20 protein-coding genes and 7 tRNA genes are annotated in these 24,099 nt (G+C 25.3%); 18 read left to right on the plus strand and 9 right to left on the minus strand.

What is annotated here, in order from left to right:
* Positions 1–49: 49 nt before the first annotated feature.
* A complete protein-coding gene (gene gatB, locus Q0087_RS07620) occupies positions 50–1,402 on the minus strand; it encodes an Asp-tRNA(Asn)/Glu-tRNA(Gln) amidotransferase subunit GatB (protein WP_297899175.1) in 1,353 nt (450 codons plus the stop codon).
* Between the two features lie 386 nt (positions 1,403–1,788).
* Positions 1,789–2,790, minus strand: coding sequence for a radical SAM protein (locus Q0087_RS07625; RefSeq protein ID WP_297899135.1), 1,002 nt, complete (start codon positions 2,788–2,790; stop codon positions 1,789–1,791).
* A gap of 508 nt (positions 2,791–3,298) precedes the next feature.
* On the opposite strand from Q0087_RS07625, the gene Q0087_RS07630 reads away from it, so the two are divergent.
* The 11 genes from Q0087_RS07630 (at position 3,299) to Q0087_RS07680 (ending at position 8,330) form a co-directional block, all read left to right on the plus strand.
* Positions 3,299–4,084, plus strand: coding sequence for a zinc ribbon domain-containing protein (locus Q0087_RS07630; protein WP_297899136.1), 786 nt, complete (start codon positions 3,299–3,301; stop codon positions 4,082–4,084).
* Between the two features lie 206 nt (positions 4,085–4,290).
* Positions 4,291–4,363, plus strand: a tRNA-Asn gene (locus Q0087_RS07635).
* A 5-nt stretch (positions 4,364–4,368) separates the two neighbouring features.
* Positions 4,369–4,442 (plus strand) — tRNA-Ile (locus tag Q0087_RS07640).
* 249 nt (positions 4,443–4,691) lie between these two features.
* Positions 4,692–4,766 (plus strand) — tRNA-Glu (locus tag Q0087_RS07645).
* A gap of 132 nt (positions 4,767–4,898) precedes the next feature.
* Positions 4,899–4,981 (plus strand) — tRNA-Leu (locus tag Q0087_RS07650).
* Positions 4,982–5,150: 169 nt separating this feature from the next.
* Positions 5,151–5,226 (plus strand) — tRNA-His (locus Q0087_RS07655).
* Positions 5,227–5,571: 345 nt separating this feature from the next.
* Entirely contained in the window at positions 5,572–6,111 is a 540-nt protein-coding gene (locus Q0087_RS07660; protein WP_297899138.1) for a hypothetical protein, read from the plus strand.
* 266 nt (positions 6,112–6,377) lie between these two features.
* The gene (gene hjc / locus Q0087_RS07665; protein WP_297899142.1) at positions 6,378–6,785 is read left to right on the plus strand and encodes a Holliday junction resolvase Hjc; all 408 of its coding nucleotides are present in this window, start codon (positions 6,378–6,380) and stop codon (positions 6,783–6,785) included.
* A 327-nt stretch (positions 6,786–7,112) separates the two neighbouring features.
* A tRNA-Cys gene (locus Q0087_RS07670) sits at positions 7,113–7,184 on the plus strand.
* Positions 7,185–7,234: 50 nt separating this feature from the next.
* A tRNA-Trp gene (locus Q0087_RS07675) sits at positions 7,235–7,395 on the plus strand.
* A 314-nt stretch (positions 7,396–7,709) separates the two neighbouring features.
* On the plus strand, positions 7,710–8,330 hold the full coding sequence (locus Q0087_RS07680) for an MBL fold metallo-hydrolase (RefSeq protein WP_297899144.1): 621 nt from the start codon (positions 7,710–7,712) through the stop codon (positions 8,328–8,330).
* 265 nt (positions 8,331–8,595) lie between these two features.
* On the opposite strand, the gene Q0087_RS07685 is transcribed toward Q0087_RS07680, so the two are convergent.
* The 3 genes from Q0087_RS07685 to Q0087_RS07695 form a co-directional block, all read right to left on the minus strand.
* Positions 8,596–9,246: a TrkA family potassium uptake protein gene (locus Q0087_RS07685; RefSeq protein ID WP_297899147.1), complete on the minus strand. Its 651-nt coding sequence runs from the start codon at positions 9,244–9,246 to the stop codon at positions 8,596–8,598.
* 335 nt (positions 9,247–9,581) lie between these two features.
* Entirely contained in the window at positions 9,582–11,033 is a 1,452-nt protein-coding gene (locus tag Q0087_RS07690; RefSeq protein WP_297899149.1) for a TrkH family potassium uptake protein, read from the minus strand.
* Between the two features lie 473 nt (positions 11,034–11,506).
* A complete protein-coding gene (locus Q0087_RS07695; RefSeq protein ID WP_297899150.1) occupies positions 11,507–11,728 on the minus strand; it encodes a TRAM domain-containing protein in 222 nt (73 codons plus the stop codon).
* Positions 11,729–12,572: 844 nt separating this feature from the next.
* Here Q0087_RS07695 and Q0087_RS07700 point away from each other — a divergent pair.
* The 3 genes from Q0087_RS07700 (at position 12,573) to Q0087_RS07710 (ending at position 15,522) form a co-directional block, all read left to right on the plus strand.
* The gene (locus tag Q0087_RS07700; RefSeq protein ID WP_297899152.1) at positions 12,573–13,676 is read left to right on the plus strand and encodes a UPF0104 family protein; all 1,104 of its coding nucleotides are present in this window, start codon (positions 12,573–12,575) and stop codon (positions 13,674–13,676) included.
* 125 nt (positions 13,677–13,801) lie between these two features.
* A complete protein-coding gene (gene fhcD / locus Q0087_RS07705; RefSeq protein WP_297899154.1) occupies positions 13,802–14,695 on the plus strand; it encodes a formylmethanofuran--tetrahydromethanopterin N-formyltransferase in 894 nt (297 codons plus the stop codon).
* A gap of 296 nt (positions 14,696–14,991) precedes the next feature.
* On the plus strand, positions 14,992–15,522 hold the full coding sequence (locus Q0087_RS07710; protein ID WP_297899156.1) for a carbonic anhydrase: 531 nt from the start codon (positions 14,992–14,994) through the stop codon (positions 15,520–15,522).
* A 217-nt stretch (positions 15,523–15,739) separates the two neighbouring features.
* Here the strand turns inward: Q0087_RS07710 and Q0087_RS07715 are convergent, their stop codons facing one another.
* Complete coding sequence (locus tag Q0087_RS07715; RefSeq protein WP_297899158.1) at positions 15,740–16,909, minus strand: NAD-binding protein; 1,170 nt, start codon at positions 16,907–16,909, stop codon at positions 15,740–15,742.
* A gap of 721 nt (positions 16,910–17,630) precedes the next feature.
* Here Q0087_RS07715 and Q0087_RS07720 point away from each other — a divergent pair.
* Together Q0087_RS07720 and sfsA are read left to right on the plus strand one after the other, a co-directional pair.
* Complete coding sequence (locus Q0087_RS07720) at positions 17,631–19,205, plus strand: NAD(P)H-hydrate dehydratase (RefSeq protein WP_297899160.1); 1,575 nt, start codon at positions 17,631–17,633, stop codon at positions 19,203–19,205.
* Between the two features lie 132 nt (positions 19,206–19,337).
* Complete coding sequence (gene sfsA, locus Q0087_RS07725) at positions 19,338–20,027, plus strand: DNA/RNA nuclease SfsA (RefSeq protein WP_297899162.1); 690 nt, start codon at positions 19,338–19,340, stop codon at positions 20,025–20,027.
* 122 nt (positions 20,028–20,149) lie between these two features.
* Here sfsA and Q0087_RS07730 read toward each other — a convergent pair whose 3' ends face one another.
* From Q0087_RS07730 to cyaB, 3 genes are all read right to left on the minus strand, one after another.
* Positions 20,150–20,566, minus strand: coding sequence for a Sir2 family NAD-dependent protein deacetylase (locus Q0087_RS07730; protein WP_297899164.1), 417 nt, complete (start codon positions 20,564–20,566; stop codon positions 20,150–20,152).
* Positions 20,567–20,853: 287 nt separating this feature from the next.
* A complete protein-coding gene (locus Q0087_RS07735; protein ID WP_297899166.1) occupies positions 20,854–21,477 on the minus strand; it encodes a hypothetical protein in 624 nt (207 codons plus the stop codon).
* A gap of 157 nt (positions 21,478–21,634) precedes the next feature.
* Positions 21,635–22,180 carry a class IV adenylate cyclase gene (cyaB, locus tag Q0087_RS07740; protein ID WP_297899168.1) on the minus strand — a complete coding sequence of 182 codons (546 nt, stop codon included), beginning with the start codon at positions 22,178–22,180 and terminating at the stop codon, positions 21,635–21,637.
* A 661-nt stretch (positions 22,181–22,841) separates the two neighbouring features.
* On the opposite strand from cyaB, the gene Q0087_RS07745 reads away from it, so the two are divergent.
* The gene (locus tag Q0087_RS07745) at positions 22,842–23,387 is read left to right on the plus strand and encodes a TATA-box-binding protein (RefSeq protein ID WP_042702310.1); all 546 of its coding nucleotides are present in this window, start codon (positions 22,842–22,844) and stop codon (positions 23,385–23,387) included.
* Between the two features lie 12 nt (positions 23,388–23,399).
* The coding region (gene serB, locus Q0087_RS07750; RefSeq protein WP_297899171.1) for a phosphoserine phosphatase SerB at positions 23,400–24,099 on the plus strand (700 nt) is incomplete at its 3' end.

A 24,099-nucleotide genomic window follows, 5' to 3' on the forward strand; every position in this document is an offset into this window, starting at 1 on the left:
TTTTCAAGTAGTTATTTTTCCCTTAATAACTTTTTAGATTAATAATTTTTTATTCAAGTAATTTTTTTAATATTTTTACAGTCTCTCCAGGATCTGCTTTTCCTCTAGTAAATTTCATGACCTGTCCAACTAAAAAGTTTAGTGATGCTCCTTTTCCTGTTTTATAATCTTCCACAGCAATAGGATTTTCATTTATAGCTTTTTTAGCTGCATTTACTACTTCGTCTTTGTTAATTACTCCAATCAATCCTAATTCTTCAGCTATTTCATTTGGAGATTTTGGATTTTTAGGCATTTTTTCAACTATTCTTTGCCCAGCTTTTGTTGTAATCTCTTTATTTTTAAGAAGAGTTAATAGAGCTATAATATTCTTAGGACTTATTTCACTTTCTGAAAATTCGAATTTATTATAAGTTAAAACTCTTTTGAGCTCATCTCTCATCCACATTGCAGAAAATATTGGGTCTATAGATTCAGCCACTTTTTCATATGCATTGGCTAATTCAAGCTCAGAAGTTAAAGTTTTAGCAGTTTCTTCATCTATTTCATATTGTTTCATAAATCTATTAACCTTATTGTGTGGTGCTTCTGGCATTGATTCTGCAACTTCTTCAAGTTGTTGTTTTTTAATCTTAATTGGGGGTAAATCTGGATCTGGAATAAATCTATAATCATCAGCATCTTCTTTTGTTCTCATTCCAACAGTTATCATCTGAGATTCTAAAAATGCCCTTGTTTCTTGTTTGACTTCGACTCCTCTTTTTATTAGATTCTTTTGTCTAACCATCTCAAATTTCAATGCTTTATATGCTCCTTTTATAGAATTTATGTTTTTTATTTCTGCCCGATTTCCTCCTTCGAGAGAAATATTAACATCTGCTCTCATAGTCCCTTCTCCACGAGCACATTCACTATAATTTAATACCCTAATCAACTCTTTTAAAAATTGCCGAGCTTCTTCAGGAGAATGCATATCAGGTTCTGTAACAATCTCTACAAGGGGGATTCCCGATCTATTAAAATCAACTATACCAAAGTCTGGCTTAAATTGCCCTGGATCTTCTTCCATATGTATTTCTCTTATCCTAACACCATTTAAATCTCCTTCATATCCAATAGGAACTGAAGTCCTCTGATAACCGGAAGGTAAATCGGGATAATCATAATGTTTTCGCATGAAATAAGTTATATTCTGATCTATTTTACAATTTAACATTAAAGCAATTGTTAAAGCATTTTCCAAAGCTTTTTCATTAGTTGGGTATGGTTTTGCTCCTGGCTGATTTAAACAAACTGGGCAAATATTTGTATTTGCTGAAGCATCTTTATAATTAGTAGGACAATCGCAAAATAGTTTTGAGTCAGTTTTCAGCTGTACGTGAATTTCAAGTCCACATTTCATGTCAATAGTAATTCCTCCAAGGTTAAAAATAATTGCAATAAAATCAAATACTCTATATTTGAACATATTTATGATAAATAATTTTTATTTTATTCATATTTAGTAATAGTTTTATATAATAATCAATTGTTTTAATATAATTTATTTTTCTTTAATTTTTTTTAATAATATTTTATTTAATTATTTTATATATTATAAATTTTTCCAAAGTAATAATGTTCATATTTTTAGTTTGTTATGTTATATCCGAAAATATATGTAAAATATTAAATTATATATAAATTTTTAATTTAATTATGAGAATTAATCGGATTTATAATAATAAAGAATTAACTTGATTATAAGAATAAATTTTCAATTTTAAAATATTTGTATTCTTATTAATTTTAATATTTGTCATTCAAGGATTCTTTGATATATCTTTTTATAAAAGGGTTTAAATCAGATAAATACTCACTTTCCATATTTCCAAGTTGTTTTTTGTCTGTAAATGTCCCCTTTAACTTTCTTCCAGCCCAAAAAACTTCTTCTTCAACTCTTTTTCCATACTTTGTTCCAAACATTTTGAAAAGAGGGAATTTTGTTATTCCATTTGCACCACTTAAAATTAATGGGCCAATATTAGCTAGGTTATCTGTCCAAGTACCACATATAATCTCAATATCTGGAAAAATAAGCCTTATTGTAGAAACTATCCCTGCATAATACAATGAAGCTGGCTGAGAAGACTTTTCAAATTCTGTATCTTTATGTGGATTAAGAGAATAAAATATTATTCTATCGATTTTATGGTCTTTAATATAATTAATTAAATAATTAACATCTTCAGGAGTTTCACCCAATCCTAATATAATTGTAATTGCTTTTTTAAACCCTAAATCTCCTGCTTTATCTAACATATTACCAATATCATTCAATGATTTACTAGGACATACCTTATTATGTAAAATAGGGTTAGCTGTTTCTACTGCACCCGTTATTCCAATTATTTCTTCATTATATTCTTCTAAATCATTTGTTATGCCAATATTTAGCCATACTTGATTATTTGTAATATCATATATTTTTTTAGCAATTTCTCTGATTTCAGCTGTGTTAAATGATTCATAACCTCCAGATAAAAATTCAATATTCCAACCTAATCTTTTACACAGCTCTGATTCTGCTAATATGCTTTCAATTTTCCTTTTAGCTTTTTTAGGATCTTTAATTTTATTTTTTTGTGTACTCATATAACAAAAGCTACAATCTCCTTTTTCACACCACCAAGATAAAAATATTGCCCTTTCTAAACTAATCTGGTCATAACCTTTTTTTATACTAAGTTTATTAGCTTTATTAATTAAATCTAAAATTTCAAAATTTTTTATTTTATCTATGTATTTCATTTGATTTACCATCGATTTCTAGGATATGAATATATTAAAATCTATTTTTTATTACATATGATTTTTTATTATATATATTACAATTACTCTTCAATATTATTTGTTGTTATTCTTTGTAAATAAATGGTCAAATTCTATATTTTAAGGTTATTATATAGTAATATAATGCCCATATTTTTGAATTATTTGATTAATATACAATTTTTTGTTTAAATAAGAGTTTCATAATCTATTTTAAATTTCTCATTTATTTAAACTATGTAATTAAAAGTATATATAAATCATAAAGTTAATATAATATAATTATTCAATTAATTTTTAATAATATTATAATTTTTAGCAATATTAATTTTTAATATTATTAATTTTTAGTATTGTTAATTTAAATATGTTATTTATTTTTATTTATAAATTATTTATTTTAATAATTCTTGACATATTTCAAATTATTTCTATTAAAATTGTTATGTGACACTAAAAAAATATTTAATATTTGAAAGGGATTTTGATGGTATATTGTAGATATTGTGGAACTCAAAATAAAGATGGTACTTTAAAATGTATCAATTGTGGAAAACCTTTGAGTTTAATGCCTAATGACTCTCAAAAAGATTCAATTCATAGTTCTTATAGGGATCACCATTCTATAGGAAATAATCATGGGGATAATTCCAGTACTCATAATGAATCTATTAATCCTAATATTTCTAATCATCATAGAAGTCCAATTAAAGATCGCTATATGAAAAATGACCAAGAATTAAATAATTTTGAAAATCGTTCTAATATAAATTATGAATCAAAGCAATCTATGAATCAGGGAGCTAATGGTTTTAATAACCAAAGTTATGGCCATAGAAGAGAAAATCAAAACCAAAATTATCAAAATTCTATTAACTCTCATAAAGAAACCTTAAATGATAATAATGGTAATAGAGGTTATATAAATAATTTAAGTGAAAATAATAGTCAAAATTTGGATAATAATTTAGAAAACTCTAATAATTTAAATAATAATATAAATAGTGGTTATTATTCTCAAAATTATCCTAAAGAATCTGTAAAACAAAATAAAAATTCTGTTGAATGGGATGTTATAATAGCGACTGCTTTAATGGTCATTATTTTAACAGCCATACTTCAAAGAATCTTCCCTTCAATAGCAATATTCATATCTCTATTAATTGGGTTAATTTATATTTTAATTGCAACTAAATCTAAATCAACTCTTTTTAAGGCTATACCTTTGACTATTTTGGCTATTTTGGCTATTTCGGCATATTTTAGCATTTAAAAATTTTTATATTTTTGAATAAAGGTGTAATAGTTAATTTTTTTAAAATATACTCTTTTTAGACGATTTTTTATTTTTAGCTAATTCATCGAATTATCAAAAAGTTTATATATGATGATTATCAACCTATGTAATGCTGTCTAAAGCTTAACTGATTTTGGACATAAGCTAACATCATGCCCGATTATAGGCGTGGGTTTTCATATGCCGTCGTAGCTCAGTAGGTAGAGCGTTCGGCTGTTAACCGATTGGTCACAGGTTCGAGCCCTGTCGACGGCGTTTTTGGGCCCATAGCTTAGCCAGGTAGAGCGCCCGGCTCATAACCGGGCGGTCATGGGTTCGAATCCCATTGGGCCCATTGATTAAAGCTTAATCTAATTATTTTAGATGAGTATTATTGTTTGATAAGTTGTATCTTAGATAATTTTATATATTATTAAAATAATCTTAATTATACATTAAGAAATAAAGTTTTAATTAATTAATAATTTTGTCTATAGTAAATATATAGTGAATAATATTTTAATAGTTTTAAAAGTTTTCTAATAGTAATATTTATAAACTAATACTATCAATATATTATATAGCTGACTAAATTTTTTTATTTGCTCCGGTGGTGTAGTCCGGCCAATCATTTCGGCCTTTCGAGCCGAAGACTCGGGTTCGAATCCCGGCCGGAGCATTTTTTATCATTTGTTTATTATATGCTTTAATATAGAAGTATTTTTTATTATAAAAGTTATATTCTATAATTATTATATAATATTTTATTTACTTTTGAAGGTTCATGGGAAAAACCTCCTTTTTATCTAAAGCGGGGGTGCCCGAGCGGCCAAAGGGGACAGGCTTAGGACCTGTTGACGCAGGTCTACCAGGGTTCGAATCCCTGCTCCCGCATAAATCTTTAAAATATATTTGATTTAAATTTATTTATATTATCTTAAAATTATTATTAAAATTACTATGAAAATATAATTTTTATAAAACCATTATTTTTATAGTTTTTATATAATCATTATAAATTTTTATATTTAATTTTAAGTTTTTAATTTTATTTGTTACAAATGCCGGGGTGGGGTAGGCGGTTATCCTACGGGACTGTGGATCCTGCGACTCGGGTTCGAATCTCGGCCCCGGCCCCATTTTTATCTATTTTTTTAAATATATTTAGATATTATTTTTTCTAATAATTTTATTTTTGTAGTTATAATTCAATTTAATTCGTTTTGCTAGTTTTAAAATGCTTTGTTTTAGGAAAAGATAATTTTATATACTATCTTTAACAAATAATTAATTGTTAAACCATATATTTGTAAAAATGATAATAAGATTAAGATACATTTTATTGCTATTATTTAGTTTATTAATTCCTTATTTTTTGGTATTAAGAATTATATTTTATTATCATGGATATTTTAGAAATAATATTTTTTGTTATTCAATTTTTCATGATATATAGCTATAAATGTGGTTTAAGGAGGTATTTTATGCAAAATAAATTTATTGCGTTGTTGATAGTTATTATAATAGCTGTTTGCGGAGTTTCAGCATTTTTATTGACTCAGAATAATAATACTGAGAATAATAACATTACTGATAATAACGGCTCAAATGATAATATTAACAATACTATGAAAAATAAAAATATGAATTTGGGCAATACAAATTTTAAAGGAAATACTGATGAAAATGGTATTATCGCTTCTTTAAATGGGCCTTTATATTCTTCTGAAGGAAAAACAATTAATTTAACATGGAAAATTACAAACAATGGTAATGATACTATTAATAATGTTTCAGCGGAAGATCAATCATCTTCCCATAATTTCGGAACTTTAGCTCCAGGAGAATCAAAGATATATTCCGTTTCTTTAAATATTCCTACATTGGCTCAAGTAAAAGAAGATTTTGGTCCTGATGCAACTGTTTCAAATCCATTTTCAATTGGGGGATATTCTATATCTTATTTGTTAAATGGAGAGGAATTCCAGTTTAATTCAAATTCAATTGATATTAAATTGGTATAATAAATCTTTTTTTATCAAATATTTTATTTTTTTATCTTTTTTTATTTTTTATTTATTTTTTATCTTTTTTTATTTACATTATTTTTTCTTTTAATTTTTTCAGTTTCATGATTAAATTTTATTTTAAATATAATTTTACACCCGATATATTACTGTTCATTAGCTAGGAAAAATTTAAACTATATCTTATTACATATCACTAGTTATTGATTAATGCTATAATTAATTTTTTTTGATTATTATAAATAAATTTTAATGTTGATAAAATGGCTAAAAAAGGTTCAGCAGAAGAAAGAGATTTAGTTCATAAGCTGTGGGAAAAAAATTTTGCAGCCATGAGGGCTCCTGCTTCAGGAGGAGCTACAAAAAGACCTCTTCCAGATGTTTTAGCAGGAAATGGAAAAATATATTTGGCCATTGAAGTTAAAACTACAACTAAAGATAAAATCTACATTGATTCCCCTCAAATTGATGCTTTAATTGAATTTTGTGATATTTTTGGTGCTTTTCCATTTTTAGGAATCAAATTTAAATATACTAAGTGGCTATTTTTAGCTCCTGAGAAGATAGTTAGGACTAGAAATAATAATTACAAAATAGAAAAATATGTTGCATTAGAAACTGGATTAGAGCTAGATGAAATTATTGGTATTGATAAACAAGTTAAATTTTAAAAGTTTTTTATAGTCAAAAATATAAATTAATAAATAATGTTTATTTTATCATTTTATCATTTTATTCTTAAATTATCAATTTATAATTTTTTTTTTAAAAATTTGTTTTTACCTAAAATAACTTTCTTATAATTTTTTATTTATTAGTAATCATTTTTAATTGCTATTTTTCCATTTTATTTGTTAATTAGATAAATATAATCTATTTGGTTTAATTTGCATAGTTTTTTTAAAATATATTTATAATTTTATTTTAATTTTTAGAAAGAATTCTCTCAAAATTTATCAAAACATTTAAATATTAAATCGAACTAATATTTTTATGTTGCCAAGGTAGCTTAGCGGCGAAGCGGTGGACTGCAGATCCATTACACGGGAGTTCAAATCTCTCCCTTGGCTTATATCTAATTATAAAAATCTACTACATTGCTTATTTTTGCTTTGTATTTGGGGTTATAGTGTAATCTGGCATCATCTGGGACTCCAGTTGTCTTTGAAGAAAAAACGCGTAACTGACAGTATGATGATCAACATCGTATCGTATGATGATCAATTGGAGTACTGAGACATGAGAAATCCCAGGATCGGGGTTCAAATCCCTGTGACCCCACTTATATATTTTTAAATATTTATTTTTTAATTGTTTTTTATATTATCAATATATTTTAAATAATTAACAATTTATTTTTAACAATTTTTCCCTTATTTTTTTACTTTTAATTAAAAATTAAAAAGCTTTTTATTATAATAATCAGTCTTATATAATATTTATTAATTAATGCCTAATTATTTAAATTATTAGCACTAATTATTTATTTAACTTATTATTAAATTATTTAATATTTAGATTAATAAATTTAATAATTTAATAATAAAAAATTTAATAATAAAAAATTTAATACTTATTTTTGAGGAGTTTTTTTTATGGAAAAAATAAATGATGTTTGGTGTATTGAAGGTTTTGGTTCAGATTCGAATTGTTATCTTTTTGATGATATAATAATTGATACTGGAACTGGGATGAAAAAGGATTATTTATATCAAAAAATAAAAGAAATAGGATATAATCTTGAAGATATATCTCAGATTGTAAATACTCATTGTCATTTTGATCATGTTGGAGGAAATTATTTATTTCCTAATGCTAAGGTTTCTATTCATGAAAATGATGCTGAACCAATTAGATCTGGAGATATTTCATCTACAGCAGGTTTCATATTTGGAAAATCAATTAAAAGGCATGATGTCGATATAGAATTAAATAAAGGAGATAAAATACATAATTTTGAAGTTATTCATACTCCTGGCCACACTATAGGGGGAATTTGCTTATGGGATGGTGAAATACTAATTTCTGGAGACACGGTTTTTGCAAACGGGGGTTTTGGTAGAATGGATATTGGGGGAAATTCTAGTGATATGGTCGATTCTATCAATTTATTAAGTAATTTAGATGTTAAATATCTTTTACCTGGACATGGGCCTTGGGTTAAAAATGGTAAAAGACATATAGAATTAGCAAAACAAATGATTCAAAGTTATTAAAAAATTAGGGATTCTAAAATTTAAAAAAATATCTTTCATTGCTATATTATTGCAATTATAAAAAATTAGTATAATTATTTGATATGGAATATTGGGAAATAAACTATTATAGAAACAAAAAAATAATTTTATTAATAAAATAATAAAAAAATAATTTAATTGAGTGGATAAATTTTAAAAAATAGTTGAATTGGAGGCATTTTAAATATTAAAATAAATTTAAAATTATTTAATAATCTATAATATAGTCATTCCTAAATTTTGCCTATTTCATGAATTTTTTCGCTGCTTTTTTGAAATAGCCTCTTTTTACAAGTATTGAGATTTTGTTTCCTTTATTTAAAACAGTATCTGGTTTTGGAATAGTTAATTTGCCTCCGTGATATGTGGCAATTATTATATATCCATCAGTCGGTGAAACTTCAGATACTTTCTTACCAGTAACTTTTTCATTTTCTATAATCATGTCTAAAATTTCTGCATTCCCTTTTCCAAATGCAGTTAAATCAGCAACATTTGGGCGTGTTATAATTTTTTCAAGAAAGCCTGCTGCGGTTATTTCAGGGCTTATAACATCATCGATTCCAACTTTTCTAAATGCTTCTTCATGGTCTGGATTACTTACTCTAGCTATTATTTTAGGTATTCCATAATCTTTAACTAGTATACAGGATAGAAGATTAGCTTCGTCATTCCCTGTAGCTGCTACAAAAAAATCAGCATCTTGTATATTGGCTTCTTCTAATGTTTTTGTATCAGTACCATTTCCACAAATTATCAATGCATCTAATTCTGCAGCTGCATTATTACATAGATTTTCACTATTTTCGATTAAAGTAATATCATAACCATCATTTATAAGAAGATCTGCAAGAGTGAGCCCTACGCGCCCTCCTCCCATTATAATAACATACATTCAAACACCTTAACTATTATAAATTATGAAAAATAATAAAATTGACTTTTATAACATATTATCAAAGATTGTATCTTTATATACATAATATTATCTAGTATATTTTACAATGTTTTTTAATAAATTGCCATGTTTTTAGATAATTTCAACTATTGCATTATTTTCCAATAATTGAATCTAAATTAAATTATTTTAAATTAAATTGTTTTTACATGGCTAATTTTTATAATTTAATTTTAATTATATAATTTTTATAATGTTTTTAAGTCTATGTTTATTGGTGTTAATAAGCTTTATTGTCATTTTTTTATTTTTTATTCATTATTTATTTTATTTCAAAATGTTTTTTTAGGAACTGCTCCTTTAAAAATCTCAATAAAACTTCTTAAAATTACAAGTACTGGTATTATTTCGAGTCTTCCAATCCACATATTAAATATAGTAATTATTTTTGCTCCAAAGGGCATATCTCCACTAATAATACCTGTACTAAGTCCTACATTGCCTTGGGCAGAAACTATTTCAAATAGGGAGTTTATTCCATCATAACCATAGAAAACTAGCACAGCCCAACCAATTACAATAAATAAAAGATAGAGTGAAATATAAGAACTTGCTTCTCTTACTTGTGTTTCTTTCAATTGCTTATCTGATAATTTCATATTAATTACTCTTCCTTCTGGAGAGATTATATTTATTATATTTTTATAAACTCCTCTTAGAAAAGTAATTACTCTTACAATTTTAACCGCACCTGCTGTAGATCCTGCAGCACCACCAATGAACATTAAAATTATTATTATGACTTTTATAAAGGTTCCATAATCTTTAAAATTTCCAGAAGGATTAATACTTGTCCCTGCAGTTGTTATTGCAGATACAACACTATATAACGCCTCCATAGGTATTATATTAGTAGCTAATATTAGTATAAAGCTTGTAAGAATTATTATTCCTATCATAACTTTAAATTGAATATCGCTAAATATTGATTTTCCGCGTGTTTTAACTGCTTGATAGTGAGACAGAAAACTAGTTGCCCCTATTATCATTATAATCATAGAAATTATATTAAATGTGTTATTATGATAGAATGCCATATTGGCATTTTTAATCGACATACCTCCAGTTGCTATTGCAGTAAATGTATTATTTACAGCATCAAAAACTGGCATTCCCGCTATAATAAATAATATGATTCCTATACTGGTATAAATTAAATATATTTGAAGAATCTTTTTTAATGTATTAGCAATACTGGGTTTTATTCTATCTTCTCTGGCTTCAGATTTATAAAGACGAGATGCAGCAGTGCCGGAGTGAATCAAAATTCCAATCATTATAACAACAATTCCTAGCCCTCCTACCCATTGTTCAAGACTTCTAAGAAATAGTATTGAATTAGGTAAAATTTCCACATTTTTAAATATGGTGAAACCACTTCCAGTCCAAGCAGACATATTTTCAAAAAAAGCATTTATTAATGAGATATCAAGACATATATACATTACAAGGGCACCTATAAATGCAGCCCAAAGCCATGCTAATGATGAAACTATCATTCCATGCTTTAATCTAACTCTAGTACACCTAGGATTCACTCTTCCAAGCAATGTTCCAACTCCTAAGGATATTAGTGAGGGTATAATAAATCCTAAAAGATAAACATGTTCTTTATATATTAAAGCAACAATTATTGGTAATAGAATGACGATTCCTACTCCTTGCATTACTTTACCAAGATAATTTGATACTATATAAATATCTCTTCGAGTGATATATTTCATTTTTAATCATTTGATTTTTATGTATAAATATCTTATTATTATATTAATTTTTAAATAATAATTAATTATTAAATTAATTAATTATAATTTTTAAAATAAAATTAATTTAGTTTATTTTATTATCAAATAATTATATTAAAATTAGATTTAAAAGGATTATTGTGCAATAAATGGAATAATTTTATAATTGACTATAAAATTGAAGCATATTAATAAAATTAGTATATATGTTTAGAATTAGTATTATTTATTTAAAATTAGTATATATGTTTAGAATTAGTATTATTTATTTAGAATTAGTATTTTATATATTTAGAATTAGTATTATTTGTTTGTATTAAAATAATAATATAATAAATATTATTAAGGGAATTAGAATCTCTTTTATATTGAAATGATTATCAAATATAATAGAATACTAACTATTAATTTTATATTTATTAGTTATTATCTTATAAATCAATAAAGCAGTATTATTCGACTACTTCTCCGAAAGCGAATTTTCTGCGGGTTGCATTGACTTTTACTTTTACTTCTTGACCAACTTCGGTTCCAGGGATGAATATAACAAACCCGTCTACTCTAGCAATACCGTCGCCAGATTTACCTTGGTCTTCTATTTTAACATCGTACTCTGTACCAACTTCTACTGGGCAAGAGAATTCTTCTTGTCTATTGTAACTATCTTCAAACATTTTAATAACACCTAGTTTTGGATTAGCTAATACCAATCCTTAACTTCAATGCAAAAGTAGTAATACCATAAAAATTTATCATACAACCAATTTAAATAAGTAATAAAATAATTAATTAAAAAAAGTATGAATTTATATTCAGTAAAATCAGTATGAATTTATATTCAATTTTATTTTTAATATTCTATTTTTTTTAAAAATTTAATTAATTCAGAAAAAACCTATGTATATATTATCTATTTTATGCATTGTTATTACAATGTTTTTTAAAGTATATAAATATATCTATTTTATGGGATGTTAGAACATTTATGATTTTATTTTGAAAATAATATTTTAAAAATTATAATAGGGGGATTATTATTAAAATATTTTTTATTAGTAATATTTAGTAACATGATTATTAAGTCAGTTTGTTTATAACTTTATTTTCATTTTCTTTATAAATTTATAATTTTATTCTCATAAAATTTATTAATTTTATATAATTATTACAAATTATCTATAATATTATATTGTATTAATATAATTATTCTAAAGGGTATATATAATTATTATAAATTATAAGATTAAACACAATTAATCTAATAAAATAATACTAAATACTATCTAATAGGGAATACTAAATAGTTATAAGAAATAGAATAAATATATTATTATCGTATATTAAATTGTATATTTAAATTTAATAAGATATATAAATAAAAAAATTTTGTAATCTTTTAATTTAGAAAAAAATTATAATATTCTAATCATTATTATATTGATAATTTTCAATTAGTTGTTAAAGTTAATCTGTAATTTAAGCTTAAATTTTGATTTGAGCTTTCTCAATGTGGTGTATATGAAACATAAAACGGTTATATTTTTAGCTATTGGTTTAGCAATAATGGGAGTTATGCTATATTTTATTGGCATAGATCAGGTTATTGATGCATTGAAGCTAGCTAATTTCTGGTATATATTATTGGCTGTAATAATACAATTCTTTATTTTCTATTTATATGCTCTAAGGTGGAATATAGTCAATAAAACAGCTAATATTAAAACAACAACTAAAGAGTTAATTCCAATGGTTTTAGTTGGTATGGCAATTAATAATATAACTCCTAGTGGCCGAGGTGGTGGTGAACCTGTTCGAGCATATCTTCTTTCTAAAAAGACTAATAAACCGACTGAAGAGACTTTTGCAACAGTTATAGCTGATAGGGCTCTAGACACATTTCCTTTTTTAGTTCTTGCGGTTATTACTATTATCGCAGTCACAATATACTTCTCTTTAAGTCAATTAATTTTATCAATTCTAATTATTTCGGTTATTGTAATTACAATAGCTTTTATTCTTTTAGTTTACATGTCAATAAATCAAAAAGCTGGAGAAAAGATAACAAAATGGATTGTTCACATTATAAAATTTTTTTATAGAAGTATAGATCCTGAAACATTAGAAAAAAAAGTTATTAAAGCTATTGCAGGATTTCAAAAAACCATGAAGAGGATGTTGGCAGACAAGATGATTTTATACTATGGATTACCTCTTTCTTTTATTATTTGGGCAATTGAGATATCTAGAGTTTTTATAGTTTTTTTAGCTTTTGGAGCTAGTGTAGATCCAATTTTAATTGGGGAAGTTTTTATTGTTGCTAGTTTAATTGGTATGATTCCAATCCTTCCTGGAGGTATTGGGGCTGTTGATGGGGTTATGATTCTTTTTTATAGTTCAGCCGGGATTTCTCCGTCTATAAGTGCAGCTGCGACTGTCATCGAGAGACTTATATCTTTTTGGATGCCGACTATAATTGGATTTGTAATACTTCCTCATTATGGTTCATCAGTTCTTGATAAAATAAGTACTACTAGTATTAGTGAAGAAGAAACAGCTAAAGAGATTATTGATGAATTAGACTATATTGAGGATACTGAAGAGGAAAATACAAAACCTAAATAATTAATAAAAAAGTATGATCCTATTAAAAAATCATAAAATGATTATCAATATAATGACTATTAAAAATAAAAATCAAATAGAAAACTTTATTTTATAATAAGTGAAATTTTAAATTGGTGAAATTTATGCAATTAAATGGTGTAGATATAAAAGATACTTATGCAGAAGCTTTTGGAATAAAAGTTTCTAGGTTATTAGTGACTGCAGCAACTAAAAAATTAGCTCTTGTAGCAGCTACTGAAGCAACTGGTTATGGAACTTCTGTAATTGGATGTCCTGCTGAAGTTGGAATCGATGGATATGTTTCTCCTCTTGAAACTCCTGATGGAAGACCTGGTTATACTATAATGATTTGTAACTCTAGTAAAAAGAAGTTAGATCATGAACTTCTTGAAAGAATTGGTATGGGCATATTAACCGCTCCTACTACTGCAGTATTCAATGCATTAGAAGATACTGAAGAAGTTTTAAAAGCAGGATTTAAATTAAAATTCTTTGGGGATGGATATGAGAAAGAAGTTGAAGTAGGTGGAAAAACTGTTCAGTCTATTCCAATTATGTCTGGTGATTTCTTAGTTGAATCTGATTTTGGAATGAAAGAAGGTGTAGCTGGAGGAAACTTCTTTATACTTGCAGATAGCCAAATGAATGCTCTTGTAGCAGCTGAAGCAGCTGTTGATGCAATTTATGAAGTACCGGGAACAATAACTCCCTTCCCTGGAGGAATTGTTGCTTCTGGATCTAAAGTAGGATGTAATGAATATAATTTCTTAAATGCTTCTACAAATGAGAAAATGTGTGTTTCTTTAAAGGATGAAGTTGTAGAAAGTGAAATAAGAGAAGATGTAAATGGTATTTATGAAATAGTTATTGATGGTATTGATGAAGAATCTGTAAGAGAAGCTATGAAACAAGGAATAAAAGCTGCTTGTACAATTCCAGGTATCAAAGAAATCAGTGCCGGTAACTATGGTGGAAACTTAGGTGCTTATAAAGTTAATTTAAGAGATTTATTCTAATTAGCTAATTCTTTTTGATTAAGCACTTTTTTATTATTTTTTTATTTTATTATTCTTTATTTTATTATTTTTTCTTTTATTATTAATTTATTTTTATATTAATATTTTAATTTTTTTCATGATCTTTTTAATTATTTTATTTCTTTATTTTAATCTTTTAAAATTATTATTTTCTTTATTTTGGTATCTTATTAGCAATTCTAATAGTATTCTAATTATTATTCTAATTTTTCCAGCAATTATTAATTAGAATAATTTATATAATTTAATAACTAATTTTTTAATGTGGGTTTGTTATGTTACTTAATGAAATATTAGAATATAATAAAGAATTTGCTGAAGAATTTGAAGGGATTAAAATATCCCATATACCTCAAAAAAAATTAGTCATTGTTACTTGTATGGACACACGACTTACTGATGGATTTTTAGAAAAAGCTATGGGCATTAGTCGTGGGGATGCAAAAATAATAAAAAATGCGGGAAACAATGTTTTAGGCCGTGATGTTATACGCTCTGTAGCTGCTGCAATATTTGCTTTAGGTGCTGAAGAAATTATGGTAGTTGGACATTATGATTGTGGAATGTCTAATGTTAATGGCGAAAAATTAAAATCAAATATGTTGGAACGTGATATTCCTTCTGAAGAAATAGCTAAAGTAAATATTGAAGATTGGATTGGTTCAATTGAAAGTGAAGAATCGAATGTAATAGATGGAGTTAATAAAATTAGAAATTCTCCTCTTATTCCTAAAGATGTCCCTATTCATGGTATTATTATGGATCCAATCAATGGTAAAGTAGATTTATTAATAAATGGATATTAAATTTTATTTTTTATTATAAAACTTGATTTTTATTTTTATAATATATTTTTTATAATTTATTTTATTATAACTTATTTTTTAGACTAATATTTTAATTATTTTTTCTTTAGTCTTTTTATAATTTTATTTTATTTTATAATATCATTATATAATACAATTATTATTATTATTATTATTTGAATTATTGAAATTCTCTTCTTTTTTCAACTTTTTTATCTTATTTTTTTTCTTCTAGAACAACTTCAATTTTTCCATATTCCTTAGCTATTTTCATTATTTCTTCATGAGATAGATTAACACCAAATATTAAATTTTCTTTTTTTAATGCTTCTACCATTTTATCAAGTGCTTCATGATTAGGTCCAGATATCCAATGAGAATGTATTCCATTTACTGATTCATATATTGATTCAAGAGCTTTTTTTGTTTCTTCGTCTTTATCTATCATTCCGAAGAATCTATCGACCTGTTCTCTAGATGAAGCTTCAATTTTTCTTTTCAATGGTTCTTTAAGGTAGGGATAATGATATTCTATGTTTTCAATGGAACAACCATGATCTAAAATTATTTCCATTTCTTTTTTTGTATCTTCAATATCATGCTTTGTAGTTATTTTTATAAGATTTGGTTGAATTGCCGCGAAATATATATCGCTTCCTCCACTTTCTTCAGGAGATATGACTCTATTTGCTCCAGAATGATAAAGTCTGTTTATGTTTTCTTTTTTACTTGCTCTAGATACAATCCAAAGTTTTTCTGATATTTCTCTCGATGTTATTGTTACAAATAAGTTGTCTACATCGTTTCCAGTAGCTAGTATAAGTCCAACTGCTTTTTTAATCCCTGCATATTCTAAAGTTTCATCTTCAGTTGCATCTCCATTAATAACCAATATATCACTTTTTTCTTCTAATTTTTCAGTAACTTCTTTGTTTTTGTCAATAATAACAATTTTCTGGTTTCTTTTTATTAGTTCATCTGCTACAACGACTCCAACTCTTCCATACCCGCACAATATGTAATGTCCTTTTAAGGATTTAATAGTTCTTTTCATCTTAACACCACTTCTAACTTCTTCAATCCTTTGACCAAATAAAGATATGCTTAAACTAAATACATATGCAAGGAGTCCTACTCCTCCAATAGCTAATGTAACTGCAAACATCTTTTGTTCAGGCGTTATTGGTATTATATCTCCATAACCTAGTGTAGCTACTGTTACTATTGTAAAATATATTGAATTAACTATATCTAGGTTCATTATCAAAAGGGAACCAATTATCCCATAACCAATAAGTATTCCTAATGCAATCAGCGAATAAATAAGTATATTTGTTGGAACATCACCAAGTGCTTTTTTAATCATTTCTGGAGGATCTCGACTCAAATAAACACCTTTAAAATTGTATAATTATTTGTTTACTAACAATATTTTTTGTATTATCTTTTCTTGATTACATTTATAATTAATTTGATTAATCATTAGTTTGTAAAAAATTTTAATAATATATTAATTATAATTTTATTAATCTTTATATCTTTTATCATTATCTTTAATTAAACGATTTAAACATTTTTATTTTATATAAAAAATTAAAAAAATTTTTATAATTATCATAATTTATAAATTTTTTATTTATAATTAGAGTTTTATAGATGAAAATTGTTTATTTTGATTATATTGATCTTTATTTGTAATTTATAGCTATATACTCCAAATAACTCTTTTTAAAAATATTTGTTATATTAACTAATATTTATTGATGATATATTAATAGAGTATTATTAAATATAATAGGTTTTATGTTATTATGGGAGATTTATTTGAAATATATTTATTATTAATTATGAAATATTTATTTATTAGATTTTCATTTGAATTAATAGTAAATTTGAATTAATAGCAAATATAATAAAATAAATAAATAATTAAAAAAATAAATAATTATGTATAATGATAAATAAAATATAATTATTTTGTAATTATCAGTAATATTATGTTTGAAATATTAGATTTTATATTTAAATATTAAATATACATTTAGAATATTCAATACTTTTTTATTATTTTATTATTTTAATATTTATTATAAATGTGGAGATTTAAGATGGACCCTATTGATATGATAGTAACAGATATAAATTGCGAAGATTTAGGCCTATCTAGGCTATGCTTAATGGAAAATGCAGGAAAATGTTTGTCGGATGAGATTTCTACTTTATCCACTTTTACTTTTTCAAAACCAGTTAAAATAGCAATTTTCACTGGTTCTGGGGGTAATGGTGGAGATGGGTTCGTGGCTGCTAGACATCTCTTAAATCGTGGATTTGAAGTAGAAATTTTCATGCTGGCAAAACCAAGAGATATTAAATCAATCGATGCTCAAATAAATTTTGAAATTTTACAAAATATGGTTCCTCATATTTCAAGATTAAATATCACAGAATTAAATGATTCTACAGATATAGAAATGATTGAAATAGCTAAATCACAAAATTTCAGTGAATATATTATTATTGATGGAATTTTAGGGACTGGAATCAAAGGAAATCTTGGAAAAAAAGTTAAAAAAGCTATAGGGGTAATAAATAGATCAAATGCTCTAAAAGTATCTATAGATGTTCCTTCTGGAATGGATCCATTAACCGGGGAAATAGAAGATATAGCTGTAAAACCAGAATACACTCTCACATTCCATAGGGTTAAAACAGGTGTTAAAAAAGCCAGTCTTACTGATGAATCTTCTGTTGGGGGACTCATAATCTCGGATATTGGAATCCCAATTGAAGCAGAGATATTTGTTGGTAGTGGAGATTTGATTAGATTGAAAAATAGGAGAGATGATTCTCATAAAGGAAATAATGGAAAAATATTGATCATTGGTGGAAATAAGGACTATCACGGAGCTCCAACTATCGCTGGTTTATCTGCTTTATCTTCTGGGGCAGATTTGGTTTATATTGCTACTCCAAAATCAGCATGCTTGGCTATTAAACAAGAATCGCCAAATTTGATCGTCAAAGGATTATCTGGTGAAAATGAAGACTATTTGAGTTTAGATAACTTAGATGAAATATTAGATATTATTAATAATCATAATATTGATGTAATACTGATGGGTCCGGGCGCAGGACTAAATGATGAAACTGGAAAATTATTTAATATATTGGCTAAAAAAATAGAAATCCCTCTAGTTTTAGATGCCGATGCTTTAAAATTAATTAATCCTACTTTAATAAAGAATAGGGAAGATGTAATTATTACTCCTCATTTTAATGAATTAAATGTTTTTTTCGATGATTTCATAGAGGATTCAGAAAATTTATCTATTTTGGATATTGGTGGAGATTATGATAAATTTAATGAAAGTTTATCTAATTTGCAGGTTATAACTAGAAATATAAATGGTACGGTTATATTAAAAGGGAAATATGATATAATTTTCAAAGGTAACAAATTTAGAATCAATAAAACTGGAAATTCAGGGATGACTGTTGGGGGAACTGGTGATTCTCTAGCAGGTATAGCTGCAAGTATTCTATCTCAAGGATTAGATGGTTATAATGCAGGTTCATTAGCTGCTTATTTAAATGGAAAAGCAGGAGATCTTGCTAAAGAAGAATATGGTAATGGTTTTCTAGCAAGTCATTTATCCGAATTTTTAGGATTATTAATGGAATAATTGTATTAATATTATATTTATATTTTTATTATTTTCTATTAATTTTATTATTCTCAATTAATTTTATTATTCTCAATTAATTTTATTATTTTTAATTAATTTTATTATTTCTAATTAATGCGAGTAATATAAATGAGTAATTATATAAAGGCAATATTTAAATCTAGGCACAACCGTTTCATAGCAGAAGTGGAAATTGATGGAAATTTGGAAATTGCACATGTTCCAAATACTGGTAGGTGCAAAGAACTTTTAATCGAGGGAACAACAGTATACTTGTTACCCAGTGATAATCCAAAAAGGAAAACTAAATATTCTCTTCATTTTGTAGAAAATAATGGAGTTCTTGTATCTATTTACTCTCAACAAGCTAATGAAATTGTTTATAATGGTATTTTAAATGGAAAAGTAAAAGAACTTTTAAATTATCCTATTGTTGAAAGAGAAAAAAAAGTTGGAAACTCAAGAATAGATTTATATTTATCTAATAAAAATGAGGATTGTTATTTGGAAGTTAAAGGAGTTACATTAGTTAGTAATAATTTAGCTATTTTTCCAGATGCCCCAACTGAAAGAGGAAGGAAACATTTAGAAAAATTAATAGAACTAAAAAAAGAAGGCCATAGGGCCATTGTTTTCTTTTTAATTCAACATCCCAATGGAAAAAAATTTAAACCTAATTGGAAAACAGATCCTGATTTTAGCAAAGCTCTTTCCAGAGCATCTTCTAGTGGCGTTGAAATTTTAGTTTATAAATCTAAAAACACTCTAGATAAAGTTGAAATTATAGAAAAAAGTCTGGAATTTGATCTTAAAAGATAGTTTTTGAATTGTTTGGATTTAAATTAGAATAATTTTAATAAAAATATCTTTTATAAGTAATATCTAATAATTGAAAAATTATTTTTAATAATATTATTATATTATTTCTTTAAAAACTTCACCTATGGGCTTATTATAACTATATCTGTATTATTATCGTAATTTGTTTTATCCTTATTGATTAAAACTAAATTATCTCCTCTAAAATGCTCAATAAGTCCTGTTTCAGGATAAAAAATAAGGAAAGTTTCTCCAACAACTAATAAATCGGCAGCAGATATAAAATCAATAGCTCTAACCATAATTTCATTTTTAAGAGGTTCTTGATATAAAACTATATCTGGCTTTATAATACTTCCACAATATTTACAAGTAGTTATATTCTTAGAATTAACGATATAATCTAAATTATATTCTTCATCACAATTTATACAATAATTTTTTGAGACATTTCCGTGCAACTCTATAACATTATTACTACCTGCTTTTTGAGGAAGTCCATCTACATTTTGTGTAATTATTGCTTTAATTTTTCCCATTTTTTCAGCTTATTAATTCCTATATGGGAATAATTTGCATTTTCATATTTATAAATTAGATTCTCAGTATAATATTTATAAAATACTCCATTATGCTATAATTTTAATAAAAAAATTCTAATGAAATTTTATAATAGCTTTAAAGAATTTATATGATACATTTTAATATATTTCCTTAATATTCAATTATTTTTTATTATTTTCTTATTTTATATTATTATTATTATTATTATTATTATATTTTTTTATCATTATCTAATTGGTTATTATTAGTTTATAACTTATTATTATTTTATAAGAATTCCAATTATTAAAAAAATCAATAATAAAGATAATAGTATTAAAATAACTTTCAATAGATTTTTTAATATTTTCAGCACTGCTTTTTGGTCGGATAATTTTGATTTTTCTAATATTTCATTGATCTCTGATTTATTAAATCTGTTTGGAGGATTATGGGTTTTGTTTATTATGGTAAAACTATTTAAGATAACTTCTATATCATCTGTTAACAGATTCAGGTTTTTGTCAGTTACTATTTTAAATTGATAAATGTATTGATTTTTTATGAACCCAATAAACCTTTCTTCAATTTCCATATCTTCAAAATTTCTCTTAGTCCAAATATCCCAAGCTTCTAAATTGGCTATTGTTATCTTTTTAGTTTTTATAATCTCTGAATCAAAAGTATTTAAAATATATCTCTCTGTATATTTCTTATAATCATTATTTGTATGATTTTCTCCTTTATTATAATTTATGGGAATTTTTGATATATCAAGAATTGTTTTTTCACTTAAATTATTATATCTAGCAAAAATAGAAAAATAATCATTCGATTTGTATTTTTTTGTCCAATTCTCATTATATTTAAATGAGATGTCTTCATCAGAATATACTAAAATAGGCATGATTAAACCTACAATTAATTATTTTAATTATTTTAATTCATTTTTTAAGAAATAATTTTATTCATTTGTAATTTTAATAATCTTATTTAACTTAATATTAATTAAATAATTAATTCAATAGCTAATTAATTCAATAGCTAATTAATTCAGTATTTAATTAATTTTTTTCTTTCTCTAATAATTCTAGATATGAGGTTCTCTCGAAACCAGAGATTATATCCAATTTTTTAAATATATCGAATATTTTATCTATTTCTGATTCATAATCGCATCCTTCATCAATATCAGTTTCAATTTCCATATAAGGACCTAAACCAATAACATTATCAAGACTTATAATATACTGTTCAAGCAAATATATTGTTCTATTTTTTACAACTTTTGATGTTTCAACAAATTCTAGGGATTTAAATATATTGCTAACTTTTTCAGAATCTTCAATTTTCACTTCAATTTCTTTTCTTGTTTTACTCTTTTCATCAATTTTAGGTCCTTTGTATGTTATATATGTTTCAAAAGAATCTTCTATATTAACTTTTCTTATTCTCAGTGCTTCATCGGTTTTAGCAAAATCTTTTATTGGGCTATTAAAATATAAATCTTCTTGATGTTCAACATGTGTTTTTTTAGCACCAATCTTTTTCAAGCCTTTTTCAATGGAATCAAAATTATCTATTTTTGCTTTAACTTCTACTTCAATCATTTTATCCTCTATAATTAATTTTTCAATTTAAAAATAAATTTTAATTTAAAAATTTTAAAAATATAATTTATCATATTGTTTAATAGAGCATATAATATTATATTGTAAAAATAAGAGATATAATTTTGTATAAAATATTTATATGATGAATTATATAATATATTTTATAAAAATATAGTAAGCTTTATATAGTAGTATTTAGTTATTTTTATATTTACTCTTTATTTATAGTATAGATTTTTATATAATCTTTACAATATTCTCAAAAATAATTTTTATACTATTTATTATCTTAATTTCAATGCTATTTATAGAGTGTTTATTTTTATGCTTTCTTAGGGAGCGGAAAATATGATAATTTTATAAACTTTTTATTTAAACTTTTTATTTAAATTATTAATTTAATTATCTACTTTTGTTTTAGATTAAAACCGAGTAATGGTTGAATTACAATGTTAAAATTAATATCTAGGATTTTTTGCATATTTTAGGATTAATAATGCATTTTAAGTTTATATAACAATTATAGAATATATTATATGCTTTTCATAAATTTTTCATGTTGAAATAATTTAAATAGGTTTATATAGTATATAAATTAAAAAATAGATAAAGTAAATTATTACTATTTTTTTAAAATTTGATTGGGAGGAATCTTAACTTGACCGATGTTGATATTAAAATAGAGAACATTGTAGCTTCTGCAGCGATTGGAAAGGATATAGAATTGACTGAAGTTTCCAAAGCTTTAGAAGGAGTTGATTTTAATCGAGAACAGTTTCCAGGACTTGTTTTTAAACTTAAAGAACCTAAAACTGCAGCACTTATTTTCAGTTCGGGGAAATTAGTTTGTACTGGAGCTAAATCCATAGATGATTCTATTTTAGCTATAAATAAAACTGTTGATTTGATGAGGACTGTTGATAAAGATATCCCTCATGAATTTGAGATTAAAATTCAAAATATTGTAGCTTCTGCCAACTTGGAAGCGACATTAAATCTAGAAGCAGTAGCTCTAGAGTTAGAAAATACGGAATACGAACCTGAGCAATTTCCAGGTTTAGTTTACCGTTTACAAGACCCTAAAGTTGTTTTATTATTATTTGGATCAGGAAAAGTAGTTTGTACTGGTGCAAAAACTAAAGATGATGCTAAGCTTGGTGTAGAAAGGGCCTACGATCGGCTTAGTGAGTTGGACTTAATATAATTGGTGATATGATTGATTAAACTTGTAGTATTTGACTTAGATAATGTTATTATTGATGGTGAAGCGATAGATGAGATCGGGAAATTAGTAGACGTTCAAGAACAAATTGCGGAAATCACTGAAAAAGCTATGAATGGTGATTTAGACTTCGAAACATCTATAAAAGAAAGAGTTAAACTTTTAGAAGGTGCTTCTGTAGAAGACATCAAAAAATTAAGCAATGAAATGAAGCTTATGGATGGGGCAGAAGAAGCTATCAAAGGTTTGAAAGATAATGGCTATGAAGTAGCAGTTATAAGTGGTAGTTTTGATTTGATTGCTGACCCTTTAAAAGAAAAACTCAATTTAGATTATTTATATACTAATAAATTAGAGGAAAAAGATGGAAAATTAACTGGGGAGGTTAGTGGACCATTAGTTGAAGGTTCTAAAGCTGATGTACTTAATGATATAATTGAAAATAATGATATTTCAATTGAAGAATGTATAGCTGTTGGTGATGGAGCTAATGATATCTCTATGATTGAAATAGCACAGATTGGTATTGCATTTAATGCAAAACCTGCTGTTAAAGAAGTTGCAGATATAGTTTTAGAAGAAAAGAACTTAAAGGAAGTTTTAAATATTATAACTGATTTAAATTCCGAAGCTACTGAGGAAGCTACTGAGGAAGCTACTGAGGAAGCTACTGAGGAAGCTACTGAGGAAGCTA

This window comes from uncultured Methanobrevibacter sp., from assembly GCF_937881195.1.
GTDB lineage: Archaea > Methanobacteriota > Methanobacteria > Methanobacteriales > Methanobacteriaceae > Methanobinarius.

What these genes read in the sequence shown, in the direction of transcription:
- gatB (WP_297899175.1), bottom strand. Translation starts at nt 1,402, where the DNA reads ATGAAATGTGGACTTGAAATTCACGTACAGCTGAAAACTGACTCAAAA.
- Q0087_RS07625 (WP_297899135.1), bottom strand. Translation starts at nt 2,790, where the DNA reads ATGAAATACATAGATAAAATAAAAAATTTTGAAATTTTAGATTTAATT.
- Q0087_RS07630 (WP_297899136.1), top strand. Translation starts at nt 3,299, where the DNA reads ATGGTATATTGTAGATATTGTGGAACTCAAAATAAAGATGGTACTTTA.
- Q0087_RS07660 (WP_297899138.1), top strand. Translation starts at nt 5,572, where the DNA reads ATGCAAAATAAATTTATTGCGTTGTTGATAGTTATTATAATAGCTGTT.
- hjc (WP_297899142.1), top strand. Translation starts at nt 6,378, where the DNA reads ATGGCTAAAAAAGGTTCAGCAGAAGAAAGAGATTTAGTTCATAAGCTG.
- Q0087_RS07680 (WP_297899144.1), top strand. Translation starts at nt 7,710, where the DNA reads ATGGAAAAAATAAATGATGTTTGGTGTATTGAAGGTTTTGGTTCAGAT.
- Q0087_RS07685 (WP_297899147.1), bottom strand. Translation starts at nt 9,246, where the DNA reads ATGTATGTTATTATAATGGGAGGAGGGCGCGTAGGGCTCACTCTTGCA.
- Q0087_RS07690 (WP_297899149.1), bottom strand. Translation starts at nt 11,033, where the DNA reads ATGAAATATATCACTCGAAGAGATATTTATATAGTATCAAATTATCTT.
- Q0087_RS07695 (WP_297899150.1), bottom strand. Translation starts at nt 11,728, where the DNA reads ATGTTTGAAGATAGTTACAATAGACAAGAAGAATTCTCTTGCCCAGTA.
- Q0087_RS07700 (WP_297899152.1), top strand. Translation starts at nt 12,573, where the DNA reads ATGAAACATAAAACGGTTATATTTTTAGCTATTGGTTTAGCAATAATG.
- fhcD (WP_297899154.1), top strand. Translation starts at nt 13,802, where the DNA reads ATGCAATTAAATGGTGTAGATATAAAAGATACTTATGCAGAAGCTTTT.
- Q0087_RS07710 (WP_297899156.1), top strand. Translation starts at nt 14,992, where the DNA reads ATGTTACTTAATGAAATATTAGAATATAATAAAGAATTTGCTGAAGAA.
- Q0087_RS07720 (WP_297899160.1), top strand. Translation starts at nt 17,631, where the DNA reads ATGGACCCTATTGATATGATAGTAACAGATATAAATTGCGAAGATTTA.
- sfsA (WP_297899162.1), top strand. Translation starts at nt 19,338, where the DNA reads ATGAGTAATTATATAAAGGCAATATTTAAATCTAGGCACAACCGTTTC.
- Q0087_RS07730 (WP_297899164.1), bottom strand. Translation starts at nt 20,566, where the DNA reads ATGGGAAAAATTAAAGCAATAATTACACAAAATGTAGATGGACTTCCT.
- Q0087_RS07735 (WP_297899166.1), bottom strand. Translation starts at nt 21,477, where the DNA reads ATGCCTATTTTAGTATATTCTGATGAAGACATCTCATTTAAATATAAT.
- cyaB (WP_297899168.1), bottom strand. Translation starts at nt 22,180, where the DNA reads ATGATTGAAGTAGAAGTTAAAGCAAAAATAGATAATTTTGATTCCATT.